Origin of the sequence: Dactylosporangium salmoneum (assembly GCF_039532525.1) — a bacterium.
Lineage (GTDB): Bacteria > Actinomycetota > Actinomycetes > Mycobacteriales > Micromonosporaceae > Dactylosporangium > Dactylosporangium salmoneum.
Map to the genome: position 1 here is coordinate 105,285 of NZ_BAAARV010000004.1, position 17,550 is coordinate 122,834.

At 71.5% G+C, this 17,550-nt stretch carries 13 protein-coding genes; 8 read left to right on the forward strand and 5 right to left on the reverse strand.

What is annotated here, in order from left to right:
• Nucleotides 1-99: 99 nt before the first annotated feature.
• Together secA2 and ABD352_RS01345 are read left to right on the forward strand one after the other, a co-directional pair.
• Nucleotides 100-2,439 (forward strand): accessory Sec system translocase SecA2, encoded by a 2,340-nt coding sequence (gene secA2 / locus ABD352_RS01340; RefSeq protein ID WP_344610301.1) that lies wholly within the window; start codon nt 100-102, stop codon nt 2,437-2,439.
• 38 nt (nt 2,440-2,477) lie between these two features.
• A complete protein-coding gene (locus ABD352_RS01345; RefSeq protein ID WP_344610302.1) occupies nt 2,478-3,785 on the forward strand; it encodes a TIGR04013 family B12-binding domain/radical SAM domain-containing protein in 1,308 nt (435 codons plus the stop codon).
• Here ABD352_RS01345 and ABD352_RS01350 read toward each other — a convergent pair.
• A complete protein-coding gene (locus ABD352_RS01350; RefSeq protein ID WP_344610303.1) occupies nt 3,782-4,684 on the reverse strand; it encodes a hypothetical protein in 903 nt (300 codons plus the stop codon). The two genes, ABD352_RS01345 and ABD352_RS01350, sit on opposite strands and share 4 nt — an antisense overlap.
• The gene (locus tag ABD352_RS01355; RefSeq protein WP_344610304.1) at nt 4,681-5,610 is read right to left on the reverse strand and encodes a sulfotransferase family protein; all 930 of its coding nucleotides are present in this window, start codon (nt 5,608-5,610) and stop codon (nt 4,681-4,683) included. Before ABD352_RS01355 ends, ABD352_RS01350 begins: the two co-directional genes overlap by 4 nt.
• A gap of 98 nt (nt 5,611-5,708) precedes the next feature.
• Between ABD352_RS01355 and ABD352_RS01360 the strand changes: the two genes are divergently transcribed.
• Both ABD352_RS01360 and ABD352_RS01365 read left to right on the forward strand, forming a co-directional pair.
• Complete coding sequence (locus tag ABD352_RS01360) at nt 5,709-6,605, forward strand: ParA family protein (protein ID WP_344610305.1); 897 nt, start codon at nt 5,709-5,711, stop codon at nt 6,603-6,605.
• A 14-nt stretch (nt 6,606-6,619) separates the two neighbouring features.
• Entirely contained in the window at nt 6,620-7,015 is a 396-nt protein-coding gene (locus ABD352_RS01365; RefSeq protein ID WP_344610306.1) for a hypothetical protein, read from the forward strand.
• On the opposite strand, the gene ABD352_RS01370 is transcribed toward ABD352_RS01365, so the two are convergent.
• Complete coding sequence (locus ABD352_RS01370; RefSeq protein WP_344610307.1) at nt 7,012-7,674, reverse strand: type 1 periplasmic-binding domain-containing protein; 663 nt, start codon at nt 7,672-7,674, stop codon at nt 7,012-7,014. The two genes, ABD352_RS01365 and ABD352_RS01370, sit on opposite strands and share 4 nt — an antisense overlap.
• A gap of 105 nt (nt 7,675-7,779) precedes the next feature.
• Here ABD352_RS01370 and ABD352_RS01375 point away from each other — a divergent pair, with 105 nt between their 5' ends.
• The 3 genes from ABD352_RS01375 to ABD352_RS01385 all read left to right on the forward strand — a co-directional run bounded on the left by ABD352_RS01375 (nt 7,780) and on the right by ABD352_RS01385 (nt 12,067).
• Nucleotides 7,780-8,931 (forward strand): HupE/UreJ family protein, encoded by a 1,152-nt coding sequence (locus ABD352_RS01375; RefSeq protein ID WP_344610308.1) that lies wholly within the window; start codon nt 7,780-7,782, stop codon nt 8,929-8,931.
• Between the two features lie 93 nt (nt 8,932-9,024).
• A complete protein-coding gene (locus tag ABD352_RS01380; protein ID WP_344610309.1) occupies nt 9,025-10,980 on the forward strand; it encodes a purple acid phosphatase family protein in 1,956 nt (651 codons plus the stop codon).
• A 79-nt stretch (nt 10,981-11,059) separates the two neighbouring features.
• Entirely contained in the window at nt 11,060-12,067 is a 1,008-nt protein-coding gene (locus ABD352_RS01385; protein WP_344610310.1) for a COG1470 family protein, read from the forward strand.
• 111 nt (nt 12,068-12,178) lie between these two features.
• Here the strand turns inward: ABD352_RS01385 and ABD352_RS01390 are convergent, their stop codons facing one another.
• Both ABD352_RS01390 and ABD352_RS01395 read right to left on the reverse strand, forming a co-directional pair.
• Nucleotides 12,179-13,477, reverse strand: coding sequence for a cellulase family glycosylhydrolase (locus ABD352_RS01390; protein WP_344610311.1), 1,299 nt, complete (start codon nt 13,475-13,477; stop codon nt 12,179-12,181).
• A 72-nt stretch (nt 13,478-13,549) separates the two neighbouring features.
• Entirely contained in the window at nt 13,550-14,041 is a 492-nt protein-coding gene (locus ABD352_RS01395) for a MarR family winged helix-turn-helix transcriptional regulator (RefSeq protein ID WP_344610312.1), read from the reverse strand.
• Nucleotides 14,042-14,139: 98 nt separating this feature from the next.
• On the opposite strand from ABD352_RS01395, the gene ABD352_RS01400 reads away from it, so the two are divergent.
• Nucleotides 14,140-17,313, forward strand: a complete 3,174-nt coding sequence (locus tag ABD352_RS01400) for an efflux RND transporter permease subunit (RefSeq protein WP_344610313.1) — start codon at nt 14,140-14,142, stop codon at nt 17,311-17,313.
• The last annotated feature ends 237 nt before the right edge of the window (nt 17,314-17,550 follow it).

Below are 17,550 nucleotides of genomic sequence, written 5' to 3' on the forward strand. Positions count from 1 at the left end.
GAACGCCCGAACGGGCGGTCCGCCGTACCGATCGGCACGAGCCATTCCGGCTCTCGTGATCGGGGCGTACACATCGATGGTGCGCGTTAGCCTGGGGTGATGGGCCGACTGGAGCAGTTGCGTGATCCGTCGTCGTGGCGGCGTGCCGTTGTGCTGGTGCGGCGGTTCCGGCAGGAGCCGGGGACGGCGAACCTGCGCCGGTTCGACCCGTTGGTCACGGCCGTCCTGAGCGAACGGGCCGCGCTGCACGGGCTTGGCGACGAGGCGTTGTCCGAGCGCGCCGAGTCCACGGCGAAGGCGGATCTTGCCGATGACGGCGACCTGGCGGGATTGCTCGCGGTGGCGAGCGAGGTCGCGCGGCGCCGGCTGGGGCTGGAGCCGTTCGAGGTGCAGCTGCTGGCGGCGGTGAGCATGCTCCGAGGCCGTGTGGTGGACATGGAGACCGGCGAGGGCAAGACGCTGGTGGGGTTCCTCGTCGCCGCCGGGCTGGCCGTGACGGGCAGGCGGGTGCACGTGCTCTCGGCCAACGACTACCTGGCCGGCAGGGACGCGCGAGCGGGGGCGCCGCTGTTCGCGGCGTTCGGCCTGTCGTGCGCGGCGGTGGTCGACGGCATGGATCATGCCGAGCGGCGCGCGGCGTACCGCAGCGACGTGGTCTACGCGACGGTGCACCAGGTGGGGTTCGATCTGCTCCGGGACCGGCAACGGTCGGCCGATGGGCAGCGGCTGGTGCCGGACCTGGACGCGGCGGTGATCGACGAGATCGACGCGGTGCTGCTCGACGACGCGATGGTCCCGTTGGTGATCGCCGGGGACGGCGACCCACGGCCGGAAGAAGCGTCGCTGGCCGAGGTGGTCGCCGCGATGACCGCGGGCGTGCAGTACGAGGTCGACGGCGAGCGGCGCAACGTGTCGTTCAACGAGGCGGGGATCAGGTCGCTGGAGGAACACTTCGGCGTCGACGACCTGTACGCCAAGGACCACGTGGAGCTACTGACGGCGGCGCATGTGGCGTTGCACGCGCACGCACTCGTGGACCGCGACGTGCACTACATCGTGGCCGACGGCCAGGTGCGACTGATCAACGACGCCCGCGGAAGGGTCGCGGACCGTCAGCGGTGGCCCGATGGTCTGCACGCCGCGATCGAGCGCAAGGAAGGCCTCGAGGTGTCCGCGCAGGCCGAGGTGCTCGACCAGATGCTGGTCGAGACCGTGGCCCGTGGCTACCGCGCCATCACCGGGATGAGCGGCACCGCGCTGGAGGCATCCGAACGCCTGGCTGAGGACCTGAACCTGCGCACCGGAACGGTCCCGACCAACCGGCCCTGCGTCCGCGTCGACGAGCCCGACCGGCTGTATCTGACCGCCGAGCGGCGCGACGCGGCCGCGGCCGACCGGGTGCATGCCGCTCATGCGGCCGGTCAGCCCGTGCTGATCGGCACGGCGAGCGTGGCAGACTCCGAACGCTTCGCCGGACTCCTGTCGGGCCGCGGTGTCGATGCGGTCGTGCTCAACGCCAAGAACGACGCCGCCGAAGCCGAGATCATCGCCCGCGCCGGGGAGCACGGAGCGGTCACCGTGTCCACGCAGATGGCCGGCCGTGGCGTCGACATTCGGCTCGTATCGCGGGCCGCCGAGGCGGGCGGACTGCTCGTCCTCGGACTCGGGCGGTACGACAGCGCCAGACTCGACCATCAACTTCGCGGCAGGGCGGGCAGGCAGGGCGACCCGGGCCGTTCGGTGTTCTACACCAGTCTCGATGACGATGTGGTGATCGAGCACCTGGTCATCGGCTATGACCCGCGCTCGGTGGACCCCGACGGGCGAGTCCGCGACAAGCGGTTCCGCCAGATATACGGGCACGCCCAGCGTGTCGCCGAGGGCAAGCTCCTGCAGCTGCACCGCACCACGCGCCGCTATCACACGGCCACCGATCAGCACCGGCGGCTCCTCCTCGACACCCGCGAAAGACTCCTCGCCGACCCGGCCGCTCTCGACGGCTACCTGGCCCACGTCTGGCCCGCCGGCTCCGGCGAGCCGCACAAGTGGACGCGACCGGACAGGCGCCGCCTGGCGGTCGAGGTGGTGCTCTACCACCTCGACCGCGCCTGGACCCGCCACCTGAACCTGCTCGCCGAGGTCCGCGAGGGCATCCACCTGCGGGTACTCGGGCGACAGGACCCCCTCGAAGAGTTCAACCTCATCGCCACCGACGACTTCCGCGCCCTTGCCGCAAAGGCGGTCGCGGCCACCCGGCACACCCTCGACGCGGCATCCGAGAACGCCACCACCCTCGCCGACCTCGGCCTGCGACGCCCCTCATCCACCTGGACCTACATGGTCGCCGACAACCCCTTCGGCTCCGAGGCCGACCGGTTCTTCGAGTTCATCGGGCAAGCGCTGCGCGGTGGCAGCCCCCCGGCCATTTCCTACACCTGAGGCGCGAGCACTCCTGCGCTACCTGGCAAAATCGCGGCATGAACGACCTGGTCCTCGTGCTGCGCTATCGCAAGGCCGTCACGTACGGCTTCCACGTGCTGTTGGGCGCGCTCGGCGAGCACGAGACCGCCACGCGCTACGAGGTCCGCTTCGGCGAGAGCGTCGAGGAGACCGCGCAGTACATCCGGGAGGCCGGGGACACCCGGGTGCTGGTGCTGTGGTCGTTCTACTCGCCGGACGCCGCCGCCCTTGCCGAGGAGCTGCGCGCGATCCGCCTGCTGGCCGACGGCCCGAACGTCACCCACCTCGCCGGCGGGGTGCACGCCACCGCGGAGCCCGTGCAGACCCTCGACGCAGGGTGGGACATGGCGGCCATCGGCGAGGGGGAGTCGACGCTGCTGAGCCTGGTCGACGCCAAGGGCGACCCGGCGGGCATCACGGGCCTGGCCTACCGCGACGCCGCCGGCGACCTGATCCGCACCGGCAAGGCGAGGCAGCGGCCCCTCGACGACTTCCCCGGCTTCGCGCTCAAGTGGGACAAGTTCAACGCGCTGGAGATCACGCGCGGGTGCGTCTACGCCTGCCGGTTCTGCCAGACGCCGTTCATGTTTTCGGCCCGGTTCCGGCACCGCAGCGTGGAGAACGTGCGCTGGCACGTGGACCAGATGCGGGCGCGCGGGCTGCGGGACATCCGGTTCATCACGCCGACCGCGCTGTCGTACGGCACCCAGGACGAGTCGCCCGACCTGGCGGCCGTCGAGGAGCTGCTCGCCACCTGCAAGGAGGGGATCGGGCCGGACGGGAGGGTCTTCTTCGGGTCGTTCCCCAGCGAGATCCGGCCCGAGCACATCACCCGCGAGTCGCTGCGGCTCGTCAAGAAGTACTGCAGCAACAACAACATCATCGTGGGCGCCCAGTCGGGGTCGGACCGGGTGCTGGAGGCGGCGAAGCGGGGGCACGGGGTCGAGGAGGTCAAGCGGGCGGTCCGGGTCGGGGTCGAGGAGGGGTTCCGGATCAACGTCGACATGATCTTCGGGATGCCTGGCGAGGACCGGGCCGACGTCGACGCCTCCCTCGGCCTCGCCCGCGAGCTGGCCGGGCTCGGGGCGCGCATCCACGCGCACACGTTCATGCCGCTGCCGGGGACGCCCTGGCGGGACGCGCCGGCCGGGGACGTCGATCCGGAGACGATCCGGGCCGTCGACCGGCTGTCGCAGCAGGGCGCGCTGTACGGCCACTGGCAGCGCCAGCGCGAGCACGCCCAGCGCCTCGCGGCCGCCGCCGAGGCCTACCCACGACCGGGCAAGAGCCGCACGCTACTGCCGCTGAAGCCCGCCAACGACTAGGTGAGCGCCTCGGTGCGCAGCTCGTGGGCGCCGTCGGCCCGCGTGGCCTCGTAGTAGATGCGGCCCGGCACGGCGGTCAGGTAGCGCAGGCCGTGCGGGGCGAAGGGCGAACCCGTCGGCGGGTCGAGCGACGCGGTCATCGGGCCGAACGTGCCGCCGGCCAGCAGCGGCGCGGTCGCGGTGCCGGTGCGCTCCTCCCAGTTCTCCTCGGCGGTGGCCCGCCCGTCGTACGCCACCGAGAGGCCGCCCCCGGTGGGAACCACGGCGCTGACCCGCACCCCGCGGGCGTCCCAGGCGCCGGGGCGCGGGGCCAGGGCCACGCCGCGCCAGGTCCAGGCGACGCCGTCGGGGCTGGTGGCGTACCAGGTGCTCATCCGGTCGGCGTGCTCGGCGGACTCCAGCGGGTGGACCGAGGCCCACAGGTGCCAGCCGCGGCCGTCGAAGTGCAGGACCGGGTCCTTGACGCCGGCCGTGGCGTCGCCGGGCAGGACGGTCACGGCCGGCGCCTCGCCGAGCTTCTCCGGCTCGTCGGCCTCCAGCAGGTCGACCCGCCAGTGCTTGGTGCCGGGCGTGGCCACGCTGACGTACAGCCGCCAGCGCCCCTGCGGGGTGACCGCGAGCGCCGGCCGCTCGAGCGAGGCGCCGCCGAAGCGGTCCTTGTGCACCTCGGCGACCGTGGTGAACGCGATGCCGTCGATCGAGCGGGCGATCACGTTGGCGTAGCCGCGGCCCTCGCCGATCGGGCGGCGCAGGCGGTACGCCAGGAAGACCTCCCCGCCGACCCGCAGCGCGCTCGGCGCACCCGCCCAGGTGCCCGGCCCGGTCGCGGGCGGCTCGACGACGACGTGGGCGCCGTCCCAGCGCGGCAGCGTGATCAACATGCCCTCCGAAAGCGTCACCGGTAGTTGCTCGCGTGGTCCGGGCTGAGCCAGTCCGCGTACGACTCGCCGGAGACGTCCTGCAGCAGTTCGATCTCCGCCGCGAAGCTGGGCAGCAGCGCCGCCCGCTGCTCGGGGGTGACCCGCGGCCGGCGGCCGTGCCCGCGGTGCAGCAGCGCCAGCAGCGGCCGGCTGAAGGCGCGCCGGGCCGGCACCGGGAACCGATGACCGATCCTGCCACCGCCGCGCAGCAACAGCCGCAGCCCCGCGTTCACCGGCGTGTCGGCGACGTAGTGCCGCACGTTCTCGGGCGGGATCTCGCCCACGTGACCCGTCGCGACCCCCAAAAACCCGCAGACCCGGTCGACGGTACCGCGGGGATCGTCGCGCAGATCCCGATAGCGCAGCAGCAGGATCTGCTCGCGCGGGAAGTACCGCAGCAGGTGTCGCAGCTGGGTGCCGTACCGTCCCAGGTCCGTGTAATGCCAGAACGCGGCCCAGCCCTTCGCCCGGCGGGCGGGCTCGAGCTCGACCGCCCGCAGGAAGTCGGCCTCGGACTCCAGCCCCGCCCCCCACAGGTGCGACCAGTTCGAGTGCGCCCGGTCGACCGGGTCGCGCAGCAGCAGGACCAGCCGCGCGTGCGGGACGAGCTTGGCGATCCGCTCGTGGGCGGCGAGATCGTGCAGGTAGAACGGGGTCGCCTCGCCGAGCAGGGCCCCCGGCGGGGCCGGGTCGAACAGGGCCTCGTAGTCCGCGCGCCGCCAGACGTGCTCCTGGTAGGTCTGCACGTCGCCGGGGCCGCCCCGCCGCGGCGGCGGCCCGTCGGTGAGGAAGAACTTCGGCTCCTTGACCGAGGGCAGGAACAGCTGCGGATGGCGCACCAGCGCCGCGTGCAGCGCGGACGTGCCCGCCTTCGGCACGCCCGCGACCAGGAAGTCGGGCAGCATTCGGCCGTACCCCCTATCCCTATCGACAAGATAGGAAATCAGCCTAGCGTGGACGGCCGGTGGCGACAAACGTGACCGATGGATGGCATGCTGCTGCAATGACCGTGGTCTCCGTCATCAACTACAAGGGCGGCGTCGGCAAGACCACCGTGACCGCGAACCTGGGCGCCGACCTGGCCGCCCGCGGCCGCAAGGTCCTCCTGATCGACCTGGACCCGCAGGCCAGCCTGACGTACTCCTTCTACCGCCCGGCCGACTTCGTCGAGCAGCCGACCATCCGCTCCTGGTTCGAGGCGTTCGTCGCGACCCGCGAGCCGGAGCCGCTGTTCAAGTACGTCCTGGCCCCGCCCGCGGTCAACGCCGTCGTGCAGCCCCTCGGCGGCCACCTGCACCTCGTCGCCTCGCAGCTGGGCCTGGTCGACGTCGACCTGGACCTGGCCGCCGGCCTGGGCGGCTCGCGGTTCCAGCGCAGCAGCCCGAGATACCTGCAGGTGTACCGCCTGCTGGCCGACGCCCTGGCGGAGCAGAACTTCGCCGGCTACGAGGTCGTCCTCGTCGACTGCCCGCCCAACTTCAACCTGGTCACCCGCACGGCCCTGGTGGCCAGCGACGGCATCATCGTCCCGGCCCGCGCCGACTACCTGTCCACGCTCGGCATCGACCTGCTCCGCACCCGCCTCTCGGCGCTGGTCGACGAGTACAACGAGGTGGCCGAACGGCCGATCAACCCGGAGATCCTCGGTGTGGTGTACACGATGGTGCAGTACACCTCGTCCGGGCCGCTGCTGACCCAGCGCACCTCGGTGGAGACGACCTCGGTGATCGAGATGCCGGTGTTCCGCCAGACCATCCGCGACAACAAGTCGGCCATGACGGAGGCCGGCCAGCGCTCGATCCCGGCCGTCCTGGCGCCCCAGGGCAGCCCCGCGATCGAGACCCTACGATACGAGATACAGCAGCTCACCAGCGAGCTGCTGGCGCTCATCCGACCCTGAGGGAGAACGCTGCGATGACCGACCCGGCCGACCTTGCCTACGAGGTGCTCCAGCGGGTGGCCGCCTTCGTGAAGACCCTCCCGGCCGACCAGCTGGCCGACCTGGCCTCCGGCGCGGCCAAGCTGGAGCTGGTGCCCAAGGGCGGCCGCCCGGCGAAGAAGGCCGCCCCGGCGAAGGCGGCCGCGCTCTCCCGGCCGGTCGGCGAGATCGAGTCGACGCTCGCGCAGCTCGCCACGCTCCCGGCCGCCACGCAGTACCTGGGCGACCTGCGCCTGACCGTGCCGCAGCTGCGCGAGCTGGCCAAGGTCCTCGGCGTCGCCCTGCCGGCGAAGGCCACCAAGGTCGCGATCACCGAGGCGATCGCCCAGGCCACCGCCGGCCGCCGCCTGGACAGCGCCGCGCTGAGCTAGTCGCGCAGCCAGACCACGATGCCGGTCAGGCCGGTCAGCACGGCCGCGGCGCCGGCCCGGACCGCGGCCGAGCAGCGGGCGGGGGTGAAGGAGCTCTCGTCGTAGGTCGAGGACATGCCGAGGCCCTCGCCGCGGTACGACGCGCCCGCCCAGTCCACCGCGGTCACGTTCGCGGTCGGCTCGGCCAGCTCGGCGCCCACCACCAGGAACGGCTGGTCCAGGTGACTGGCGGTGACGACGGCGAGGGGGTCGACCAGGTCGTTGCCGGCGGTCACGATCAGGTCGCCGTGCAGGCCGAGGGCTCTGGTGACGGCCGGCACCAGGTCGTCGTGGCCGGCGGCGGTCACCGTGCGCAGGTCCACGTGCTCCGCCGCGGCCCAGTCCTGCACCGCGGCCACCAGGGCCCGGGTCGGCGCGTCGGAGCCCGCCGTCAGCAGCACCACCCGGTAGCCGGGGGCGGGGTGCACGCCGTCCCATGACCCCGGCGAGGGCGTGACGGTGCCCTCCGGGCTCGGCGTGCCCGACGGACCCAGGAAGCCCGGGTCGAGGCGGCCCACCGGGGACGGCGCCGGACGCGGCGCGGACCAGCCGGCGGAGGGGGACCCGCAGGCGGCGAGGGCGAGGACGAGGACGACGGAAAGCGCGCGCACGGCGAGCATCGTGCGGCCTGGCCCAAAACACATTCAACCGCTGGGAAAAGTGTTCGTAGGTGGTTCGTCGGCGCACCGCCTCCTGTTCATCCGACCCCGGCAACGTGCAGCCCCATGTTGTTCCGCTGGCTCGTCGTCCTCGGCGCCGTCGCGATCTTGCTGGTGCCACAGCCCGCAGGCGCGCACGGGTTCTCCTCGACGGTGTACGTCACGGTCGGCCACGGCGAGCAGGGGCACGTGCGAACCGCGCTGGAGCTGGAGTACGACCTCCTCGTGGTGTCCGCGGCCGACGCCCACGGCGACGACCAGCTGTTCCGTGACGGCGACGCCGCCTTCCGCGACGGGGACGCCGCGGGCCAGGCGGCCGCGCTCGCCGCGCACGCCGACGCGGCGCTGCACTACGTCACCGAGCGCTTCCAGGTCACCGCCGGCGGGCAGGCCTGCACCCCGTCGAGGGCCGGCGACTTCACCATCGGGCGGCAGGAGGGGGTGCCGTACGCCGGCCTGTCGCTCGACTGGGCGTGCCCGCCCGCGAGCGAGCACGAGATTCGCGCCGGGCTGTTCGCGGACGCCGAGGGCTACGTCAAGGGCGTCAAGACGATCGTCACCTACGACCTCGACGGGCACTCCGGCAGCGCCGCCCTCGACGCCGGGCACGCCGCGTTCTCGACCGGGCAGGCGTGGTACCAGCGCTTCTGGGAGTTCTTCCGGCTCGGCGCCGAGCACCTGCTGACCGGCATCGACCACATCCTGTTCCTCCTGGCGCTCATCGCCGGCTCCCGGCGGCTGCGCGAGATCGTGCTGGCCGCGACCAGCTTCACCCTGGCCCACTCGGTGACGTTCATGCTGGCCGCGCTCGGCGCGGTCGACGCGCCCGCCCACCTGGTCGAGCCGGTGATCGCGCTGTCGATCGCGGTCGTGGCCGTCTGGCACCTGCTGAAACCCGCGCAGGACCTGCCGGAGAAGGGGCTGGACCGGGCCGGCTGGATCCGGCTGGCGGTGGTGTTCTGCTTCGGCCTCGTGCACGGGCTCGGGTTCGCCGGCGCGCTCGGGATCGACGAGCCGTGGTCGTGGACGCTGCTGTGGTCGCTGCTCGTGTTCAACGTGGGCATCGAGGTCGTCCAGCTCGGGATCATCGCCGCCGCCTTCCCGCTGCTGATGCTGCTGCGCCGCCACGCGCCGAAGGCCGGGCGCTGGACCACCGGGGGAGTGGCGGCCGGGGTCGCGGCCATGGGGCTCATCTGGTTCTTCCAAAGGGCGCTCTAGAGAACAGTCGGCGCCCACCTGCCGTTCACGGTCCGGACACCGAGTGCCGACAGCGTGATCACGCGTACTCCCATCGGAGAAGAAGGTAACCGCATGCAGCATCGAACTTCCCGCGTGGCCGCAGCGGCCACCGCGGCGCTCGTGGGGCTGGCCGTGGCCCTCGGCACCGGCCTGGGGTCCCCGGCCGCCGCCGCCGACCCGGCCGCGCTCACGGGCGTCATCCTCGGCGTCGGCGCCAACGAGTCCCAGCGGATCGTGACCTGGTACTCGTCGGCGGACACGGCGCAGAAGGTCCAGCTCGCCCCGACCGCGTCACTGGTCGCCGGCGACTTCCCGGCCTCGGCGGCGACCTTCGCGGCCATCGGCGGCGCCAACATCGCCACCAGTGGCGGCTTCAACCGCCACGCGACCATCACCGGCCTGCAGGAGCACACCGCGTACTCCTACCGGGTCGGCACCGACGGCAACTGGTCCTCGACCTACGCCTTCAAGACGCAGGACTTCGAGGACGACTACGACTTCCTGTTCTACGGCGACCCGCAGATCGGCTCGTCGGGCGACCTCGCCAGGGACCAGGCGGGCTGGGTCGACACCCTCGACGTCTCGCTCGCGGCCAACCCCAACGCCGAGCTGCTGGTGTCCGGCGGCGACCAGGTCGAGACGGCCAACACGGAGTCGCAGTGGAACGCCTTCCTGGCGTCGGACAAGCTGCGGCAGTACCCGTGGGCGGCCACCATCGGCAACCACGACGTCGGCGGCAAGGCCTACGAGCAGCACCTGTTCACCCCGAACACGGACCGCTCGGCCGGCTACTACGCCAACGGGCAGCCGGCGTCGAACACCTCGGGCGGTGACTACTGGTACATCTACAAGGATGTCCTGTTCATCGACCTGAACAGCAACAGCTACGCCACCAGCCAGGGCGGCGGCGGCGACGCGGCGCACCTTGCCTACGTCACCGACGTCATCAACCAGCACGGTGCCGAGGCGAAGTGGAAGGTGCTGGTGTACCACCACGCCATCTACTCGCCCGCCGACCACGCCAAGGACGGCGACAACAAGGCCCGCCGGGTCGACTTCCCGACGGCGTTCTCCAACCTCGGCGTCGACCTGGTGCTGCAGGGCCACGACCACAGCTACTCCCGCAGCTACCTCATCAAGAACGGCCAGAAGGCCGACGCGGACGAGCAGCCGGGCGCGGCCGACGTGTACCCGGGCCCGGGCGGCGTGCTCTACGTGACCGGCAACTCGGCCTCGGGCTCGAAGTACTACGACATCACCACGCCCGACAACAGCGGCACCAGCGGCGCCGGCAACGGGGCGGACCCGCTGAACCCGAGCAACTACTGGTACAACTCGGTCCAGAACCAGGAGCACGTGCGCTCCTACGTCAAGGTCGAGGTCCGGGGCGACCGCCTGGTCGTGCAGAACCTCCGCAGCGGCACCTGCGCCGCCCCGAACGCGGCCGTCGAGCTCGGCAAGGTCGCGTGGTGCAACAACACCACCGCCAACCAGCCGGTCGGCTCGGTCGTCGACAAGGTGACGGTGCACCCGTACCACGGCGACGGCCAGCAGGTCCAGGTCAACGTCCCCACCGGCGCGCCCGGCGAGTTCGGCTGGACCATCGACGGCTACAACGGCCTGGTGGACCTGGGCACCGCGCAGGACCACAACGGCGACTACTTCCAGGCGTCGGGGCACATCAACCCGATCGTCGTCAGCGACAGCCGGCGCTCGCTGGCCCCGTGGTCGATCTCGGCCAGCGTGAGCGACTTCCGCGACGGCGGCAAGGCGTTCTCGGGTGCCTACCTCGGCTGGACCCCGAAGATCCTCGCCCCGGGCGCGGGCGCGCAGGTCAGCGGCGTGGTGGCTTCGGCCTGGGACGACCAGGGCGGCGGCCTGTCCGTCTCCCGCGGCCTCGGCTGGGCCGACCAGGGTCACCCGAAGGGCACCGCCCAGCTCGGGGCCGACCTGGACCTGAAGATCCCGGGTACCGCCGAGAAGGGCGACTACCGGGCGACGCTCACGATCACCGCGCTGAGCGGCTGAGCGCGTAGCTAGAAGCCGGCGGGGCGGCGCCGCGAGGCCCGCCCCGCCGGTGTTCCATCTCCCGCGGAAGGACCCCTTCATGAAGCTCTGGAAATCCGCCGCCGTGGCGCTGCTGGCCGCCCTGGCGATCGTCGGCCCGGCCGGGCCCGCGCTCGCCGAGGACGGCGACGTGGCCTGGACCGTCCGCACGGCCTCGAACAGCTACGGCGCCGACCGCTCGAGCTTCAGCTACGCGGTCAACCCCGGCGGTCAGGTCAAGGACGCCATGGTGGTGGCCAACCACGGCAAGGCCCCGCTCAGCCTGGCCGTCTACGCCGGCGACGGCTACACCACCGGCGCCGGCCAGCTCGACCTGCTGACCAAGGACAGGCCGTCCGTCGGCATCGGCGCCTGGCTGCGCGCCGACCCCGCCACCGTCGCGATCCAGCCCGGCCAGACCGCCGAGGTGCCCTTCACGCTGAGCGTCCCGGCCAACGCCACGCCCGGCGACTACGCCGGCGGCATCGTCACCTCGCTGACCCAGCCCGACGCCGCGCAGAGCATCAACGTGGAGCGCCGCCTCGGCATCAAGATCAAGCTCCGCGTCGGCGGCGACCTGAAGCCCGCCCTCGCGATCGAGGGCCTGCAGGTCACCTTCGACGGCGGCGACGCACACGTCAGCTACACCCTGCACAACACCGGCAACGCCATCGTCTCGGCCGACCAGGCCGTCTCGGTCGCCGGCCCCTTCGGCTGGTGGCGCCGCGACGCGGACAAGGTCGCCGCCCCGCCGGAGCTGCTGCCCGGCGAGTCCTGGAAGGTGTCGGCGACCGCGCACGGCGTGACCCGCGCGTTCCGCCTGACCGCGACCGCCACCGTCACCCCGCGCCTGACCGATGCCTCCGGCTCGACGACCTCCCTGAAGCCGGTCACCGCCGAGTCCTCGGGCTGGACCGTGCCGTGGACGGTACTTATCCTCGCCGTTGTGATGGCCGGACTCATCGCCGGCGGGGTGGTCGCCCTGCGCCGGCTCCGCACGCGCGGGAGGGCCCGAGAGGACGCCCGCGTGGCCGCCGCGGTCGAGAAGGCGCTCGCCGAGAAGGCGTGAGCACGTCGCGCAAGGCCGCCGCCTGGATCGGCGCCGCGGCCCTGTGCCGGCCGTGCTCTGGCTGGCCGGGGCCGCCCTCCTGGCCGTGGTCGTGGCCGGCAAGCGGCGGCGTCAGCCAGGCGGCGTGACCGCGTAGACGGGGGCCGAGCGGGCCGAGCGGGTGCCCAGCAAGCCGCGGGCATAGACCGCGAAGGTGTACTCCTTCGCGCCGCGCAGCCCGGTGAGGGTCACGTCGGCCCGGCTGGTCGTCAGGACCCGGGTCTCCGACGCTCCGTTCACCGCCACGACCTGATATGTCGTACCGCTACCGCCCCGCTTCCAGGTCAGCCGGACGCTGTGCGAGGTCACGTCGGCGACCTCGAGCCGGGCCGGGGCGTGGCGCGGTGCGGTGGGGGCGGCCGCCGTACCGTTGCGATAGATCGTGGCTTCCCGGGTGTCCGTGGAGATGCCGTTGGGCCCGGAGAGGAAGCGGCGGCCCCAGGCCGTGCGGCTGGCCGGGTCGAAGTCGTTGACCAGGTCGAGGTAGCTGAACTGCTTCTCGTTGCCGCTCCACGACCAGCCGAGGTAGCCGACGTCGTGCGCCTCGGCGTACGCCATGATGGCGTCCTCGTCGGGGTCGCCCCACTCGTGCTCGCCGGAGAACTCGCCGATGACGATCGGCAGCCGGTTGCGGTCGAACGCGGTCAGGTACGAGTTGACCTTCCCGGGGCTGTTGAACTCGCCGTACATGTGGACGTCGAAGACGGTGTTGCCGGTCGGGTCGGCCGCCTTGACCTTCGCCGCGTTGTCGCGCATGAGGAACGCCTCGTCCTGGCCCCACCCGGGGGCGTCGACCATGAGCGTGTGCTTGAAGCCGGCCGCGCGCAGGGCCCGCACCGCGTCGCTGGACTGCTGCACCCACGGCCAGTCACCGCCGACGCCGAAGGGCTCGTTGGCGACGTTGATGATGATGTGGTCCTCCTGGCCGGCCAGCTGCGCCTTCAGCCCGATCCAGAAGCGCACCGCCTCGGCGATCGTGGTGGCCTTCTTGTCCTGGCCCCAGCCGGTGGTGTCGTGGGCGTCGAGGATGCAGATCAGCCGGTTCTGCCGGCACAGCGCGACGATCGTGCTGACCTCCTCCGGCTTCGTCTTGCGGTACATGTGGCCCATGCCCAGCGGCACCCGCACGGCGTTGGCGCCGACCGCCTTGATGGCGGCGAACGAGCCGTTCTTGTCCGGGTACCAGATGAAGTCGTGGTTGACGCCGCGCAGCACGAGGTCGCTGCCGTTGGCCTCGACGAGCCGCCCGTCGCGCACCCGGATGGCGTGGTCCGCGCCGGCGGTGGACGACACCGGGGGCGCCGCGGGGGCGGGTTCGGGCAGCAGTACGAGGGCCGCAGCGACCATGGCAAGGACCAGCACGCTCCGCATGGCTGTGGCGGCTACCCGAGGCCGGGCCCGCTTATCCGGCGTATCGGATGAAGTTGGGCGCCCGCCGGCGGATTACCGCAGTGGCACGGGTGCCTCGTGTGGCACCTGTATGCCCTGCTCCGCGGCCTCTTCGGCGGCCGCCTCGGCGATGCGCTCCAGCACAGTGCCGAGCATGTCGAGGGTGTCGTCGTCGAGGCGGCCGAGCAGGCGCCGGGACGTCCGGTTGCCGCCGTCGGTGATGCGGTCCAGCGTCTCCCGGCCGGTGGGGGAGAGGTGGATGCGCCGGATGCGCCGGTCGTGCGCGTCCTCCGTGCGCGTCACGTAACCCTGCGCCACCAACCGGTCGACGATGCCGGACAGCGTGGCGAGGCTCACGCCGAGGTGCCGAGTGAGCTCCTGGGAGGAGATCCCGTCGTGACGGGACAGCAGTAATAGCACCTTGAGCTGCTGCATCGTGAGGTTTACTGAGAACAGGGGATTGGTTCGGTCGTAGGCGAGCAGGGCGCGCATCCGCTCCTCGGCCATGGTGACGCGGTGCAGGAGCGCTTCCCTGTGAGTCTTCACAGCAATGTTTTACCCCCTGGATAAACTTCGCGCTAGGCGAACGGTTAGCATCACACGAACTAACGTCTGTCTTAGCCGACCGGAAGAAGACTCCAGACATGTCGTTCCTCGCCCGGCTCAGTTTGGCGAACCGGGGGCTGGTCGCGATTATCGCGATCGTCGTCCTGGGCTTCGGCGCCATTGCCATTCCTTCACTGAAGCAACAGCTCATCCCCTCGATCGACTTTCCGGCCGCCTTCGTGGTCGCGTCCTACCCGGGCGTGTCGCCGGACATCGTCGAGGAGCAGGTGACCAAGCCGATCGAGGGCGCGCTGCAGGGCGTGCCCGCGCTGAAGGACATCACCTCGACCAGCCGCGAAGGCGTGGCGACGGTGCAGGTGTCGTTCGAGTACGGCTCCTCGATCGACGACATCACCAACAAGATGAACACGGCCATCGCGCGCATCAAGTCGCAGCTGCCGTCGACCGTCGACCCGCAGGTCATCGCCGGCTCCACCGACGACCTGCCGGCCGTGGTGCTCGCCGCGTCCAAGTCCGGCGACCAGATCGCCTTCGCCCAGCAGCTCAACCAGATCGTGGTACCGGCGCTGCAGGGCATCGAGGGTGTGCGCCAGGTCGAGGTGACCGGCGCCGAGAAGCAGAACATCCTCATCACGCTCGACCCGCAGAAGGCCTTCCCGGCCGGGGTCAACTCGCAGTCGCTGACCGCCGCGCTCAAGGCCAACGGCGTGTCCTTCCCGGCCGGCACCCTGACGGAGGGCGACAAGTCGCTGTCGGTCCAGGTCGGTGGCACCCTCGGCACCCTCGACGAGCTCAAGGCCCTCAACGTCACCCCGACGGCCAAGCTCGGCGACGTCGCCACCGTCGAGCTCAAGACGGTCGAGGCCACCTCGATCACCCGCACCGACGGCAAGCCCAGCCTCGGCATCTCGGTCACCGCGTCGCCCGACGGCAACGCCGTGAAGATCAGCCACGCGGTCCGCGACAAGCTCGCCGACCTGCAGAAGCAGCTCGGCGGCGACACCAAGCTCACGTCTGTCTTCGACCAGGCGCCGTTCGTCGAGAAGTCCATCAAGAGCCTCTCCACCGAGGGCGCGCTCGGCCTGCTCTTCGCCGTGATCGTGATCCTGGTCTTCCTGGTGTCGCTGCGCTCGACCCTGGTCACCGCGGTCTCCATCCCGCTGTCCGTGGTCGTCGCGCTGATCGGGCTGTGGGTCGGCGACTACTCGCTGAACCTGCTCACGCTCGGCGCGCTCACCATCGCCGTCGGACGAGTCGTGGACGACTCGATCGTGGTGCTGGAGAACATCAAACGGCATTTGGAGTACGGCGAAGAAAAGATCCACGCCATCCTGACCGGCGTCAAGGAGGTCACCGGCGCGGTCGTCGCCTCGACCCTGACCACGGTCGCCGTGTTCCTGCCGATCGGCCTGGTCGGTGGCCTGGCCGGCGAGCTCTTCCGGCCCTTCGCGATCACCATCGCGGTCGCCCTGATCGCCTCGCTGTTCGTCTCGCTCACCGTGGTGCCGGTGCTGGCCTACTGGTTCCTGCGCCGCCCGAAGGCCCTGTCCACCGAGGAGCGCGAGGCGGTCGAGGCCAAGGCCCTGGAGAAGGAGCGCCGCAGCCCGCTGCAGCGCGCCTACGTGCCGATCGTGAGCTGGGTGACCGGCAAGCGCTGGCACCGCTGGACCACGGTCGCGGTCAGCATCCTGGTCTTCCTCGTGACCATGGGCCTGGGCAGCCTGCTCAAGACCAACTTCATCGACAACTCCGGCCAGACCGAGTTCTCCATCTCGCAGGAGCTGCCGCTCGGCTCCAGCCTGGCCACCACCGACGCCGCCGCCAAGAAGATCGAGGACATCCTCGGCAAGCGCGGCGACATCGAGGCGTACCAGGCCACCATCGGCGCCTCGGCCGGCTTCGGCTTCGCCGGCGCCCAGTCGGGCAACACCGCCAACTTCTCGGTCACCGCGAAGGAGGGCACCGACGTCGAGAAGGTCGTCGACGAGCTGCGCACGCAGATCGCCGCGGCCGGCGACAGCGTCGGCAAGGTCAAGGTCACCGCGGGCGGCGGGGGCGGCGGCTCCGCCGACCAGCTCCAGGTCATCGTCAAGGCCAACAACCCCGACGACCTCGCCAAGGCCTCCGGCCAGGTCGAGGAGGCCATGAAGGGCCTCGGCGGCATCGCCGACGTGGAGAGCAACCTCGCGTCCAGCAACCCGCGCATCGACGTGCACGTCAAGCGTGACGTGGCGGCGAAGTACGGCCTGTCGGACGCGGCGATCGGCGGGATCGTCTCGACGGCCTACCGCGGCCAGACCCTCACCCAGCTCACCATCGACGGCTCCCAGCGCGACCTGGTGCTGCGCTCCGGCCCGGCCCCGGCCTCGCTGGACCAGCTCAAGGCGCTGCAGATCCCGGTGGCCGGCACCCCGCCGTTCGTGCGCCTGGACCAGATCGCCGACGTCAAGCAGGACACCGGCCCGGTCGCCATCACGCGCATCAACGGCAACCGCAGCGCCTCGGTGACCGGCCGCGCGACCGGCGACAACCTGGGCAAGGTCTCCACCGACCTGAAGAAGGCGCTCGACAAGCTGCAGCTGCCGTCGACCGCGTCGGTCAAGCTGGGCGGCGTCAGCCAGCAGCAGTCGGACACCTTCGGCCAGCTCGGCCTGGCCATGCTGGCCGCCATCGCGATCGTCTTCATCATCATGGTGGCGACCTTCAAGAGCGTGGCCCAGCCGCTGATCCTGCTGGTCTCGATCCCGTTCGCGGCCACCGGCGCGATCATCCTGCTGCTGGCCAGCGGCACCCCGCTGGGCCTGCCCGCCATGATCGGCGTGCTCATGCTCATCGGCATCGTGGTCACCAACGCGATCGTGCTGATGGACCTCATCAACCAGTACCGCGAGTCCGGCATGCCGGTCGCCGAGGCCGTGGTCGAGGGCGGCCGGCGCCGCCTCCGCCCGATCCTCATGACGGCGGTGGCCACGATCTGCGCCCTGCTGCCCATGGCGATCGGCCTGACCGGCGAGGGCGGCTTCATCTCGCAGCCGCTTGCCATCGTGGTGATCGGCGGCCTGGTCTCCTCGACCCTGCTCACGCTCGTCCTCGTCCCGACCCTCTACACGATGGTCGAGTCGACCAAGGAGCGTCGCCGCCAGCGCCGCGAGGGCAAGCACGCCTCGCTGGTGACGGCTCGCGAGGTGCCGGGCGTGGAGTCGGACGGGCGGCACCGCGTGGATCCGCTGGAGCCTGCGCCTACCGCGTAGTCACTCCTATCCGCACCAACTGACGGCCGGTCCGCACCAACTGACGGCCGGCCGCCCCTGCCCTGGGGCGGCCGGCCCTTTTTCGTGGCGCGTTGTTGGGTCTTACTGCCGCGCCTGGCCTCGCCGTGTGCCCGGCTCCTCGTCCGGGTCGGAGCCAGGGCTCAGGCCCGCGCCCGCGCCCGCGCCTCCGTGCCCGTGCCCGTGCCCGTGCCCGCGCCTCCGTGCCCGTGTCCGCGC

Bases quoted from the DNA above. Each gene is read 5' to 3' on its own strand.
- ABD352_RS01355 (WP_344610304.1), bottom strand. From the start codon at position 5,610: ATGCTGCCCGACTTCCTGGTCGCGGGCGTGCCGAAGGCGGGCACGTCC.
- ABD352_RS01345 (WP_344610302.1), top strand. From the start codon at position 2,478: ATGAACGACCTGGTCCTCGTGCTGCGCTATCGCAAGGCCGTCACGTAC.
- ABD352_RS01390 (WP_344610311.1), bottom strand. From the start codon at position 13,477: ATGCGGAGCGTGCTGGTCCTTGCCATGGTCGCTGCGGCCCTCGTACTG.
- ABD352_RS01380 (WP_344610309.1), top strand. From the start codon at position 9,025: ATGCAGCATCGAACTTCCCGCGTGGCCGCAGCGGCCACCGCGGCGCTC.
- ABD352_RS01385 (WP_344610310.1), top strand. From the start codon at position 11,060: ATGAAGCTCTGGAAATCCGCCGCCGTGGCGCTGCTGGCCGCCCTGGCG.
- ABD352_RS01365 (WP_344610306.1), top strand. From the start codon at position 6,620: ATGACCGACCCGGCCGACCTTGCCTACGAGGTGCTCCAGCGGGTGGCC.
- ABD352_RS01375 (WP_344610308.1), top strand. From the start codon at position 7,780: ATGTTGTTCCGCTGGCTCGTCGTCCTCGGCGCCGTCGCGATCTTGCTG.
- ABD352_RS01370 (WP_344610307.1), bottom strand. From the start codon at position 7,674: ATGCTCGCCGTGCGCGCGCTTTCCGTCGTCCTCGTCCTCGCCCTCGCC.
- ABD352_RS01400 (WP_344610313.1), top strand. From the start codon at position 14,140: ATGTCGTTCCTCGCCCGGCTCAGTTTGGCGAACCGGGGGCTGGTCGCG.
- ABD352_RS01360 (WP_344610305.1), top strand. From the start codon at position 5,709: ATGACCGTGGTCTCCGTCATCAACTACAAGGGCGGCGTCGGCAAGACC.
- secA2 (WP_344610301.1), top strand. From the start codon at position 100: ATGGGCCGACTGGAGCAGTTGCGTGATCCGTCGTCGTGGCGGCGTGCC.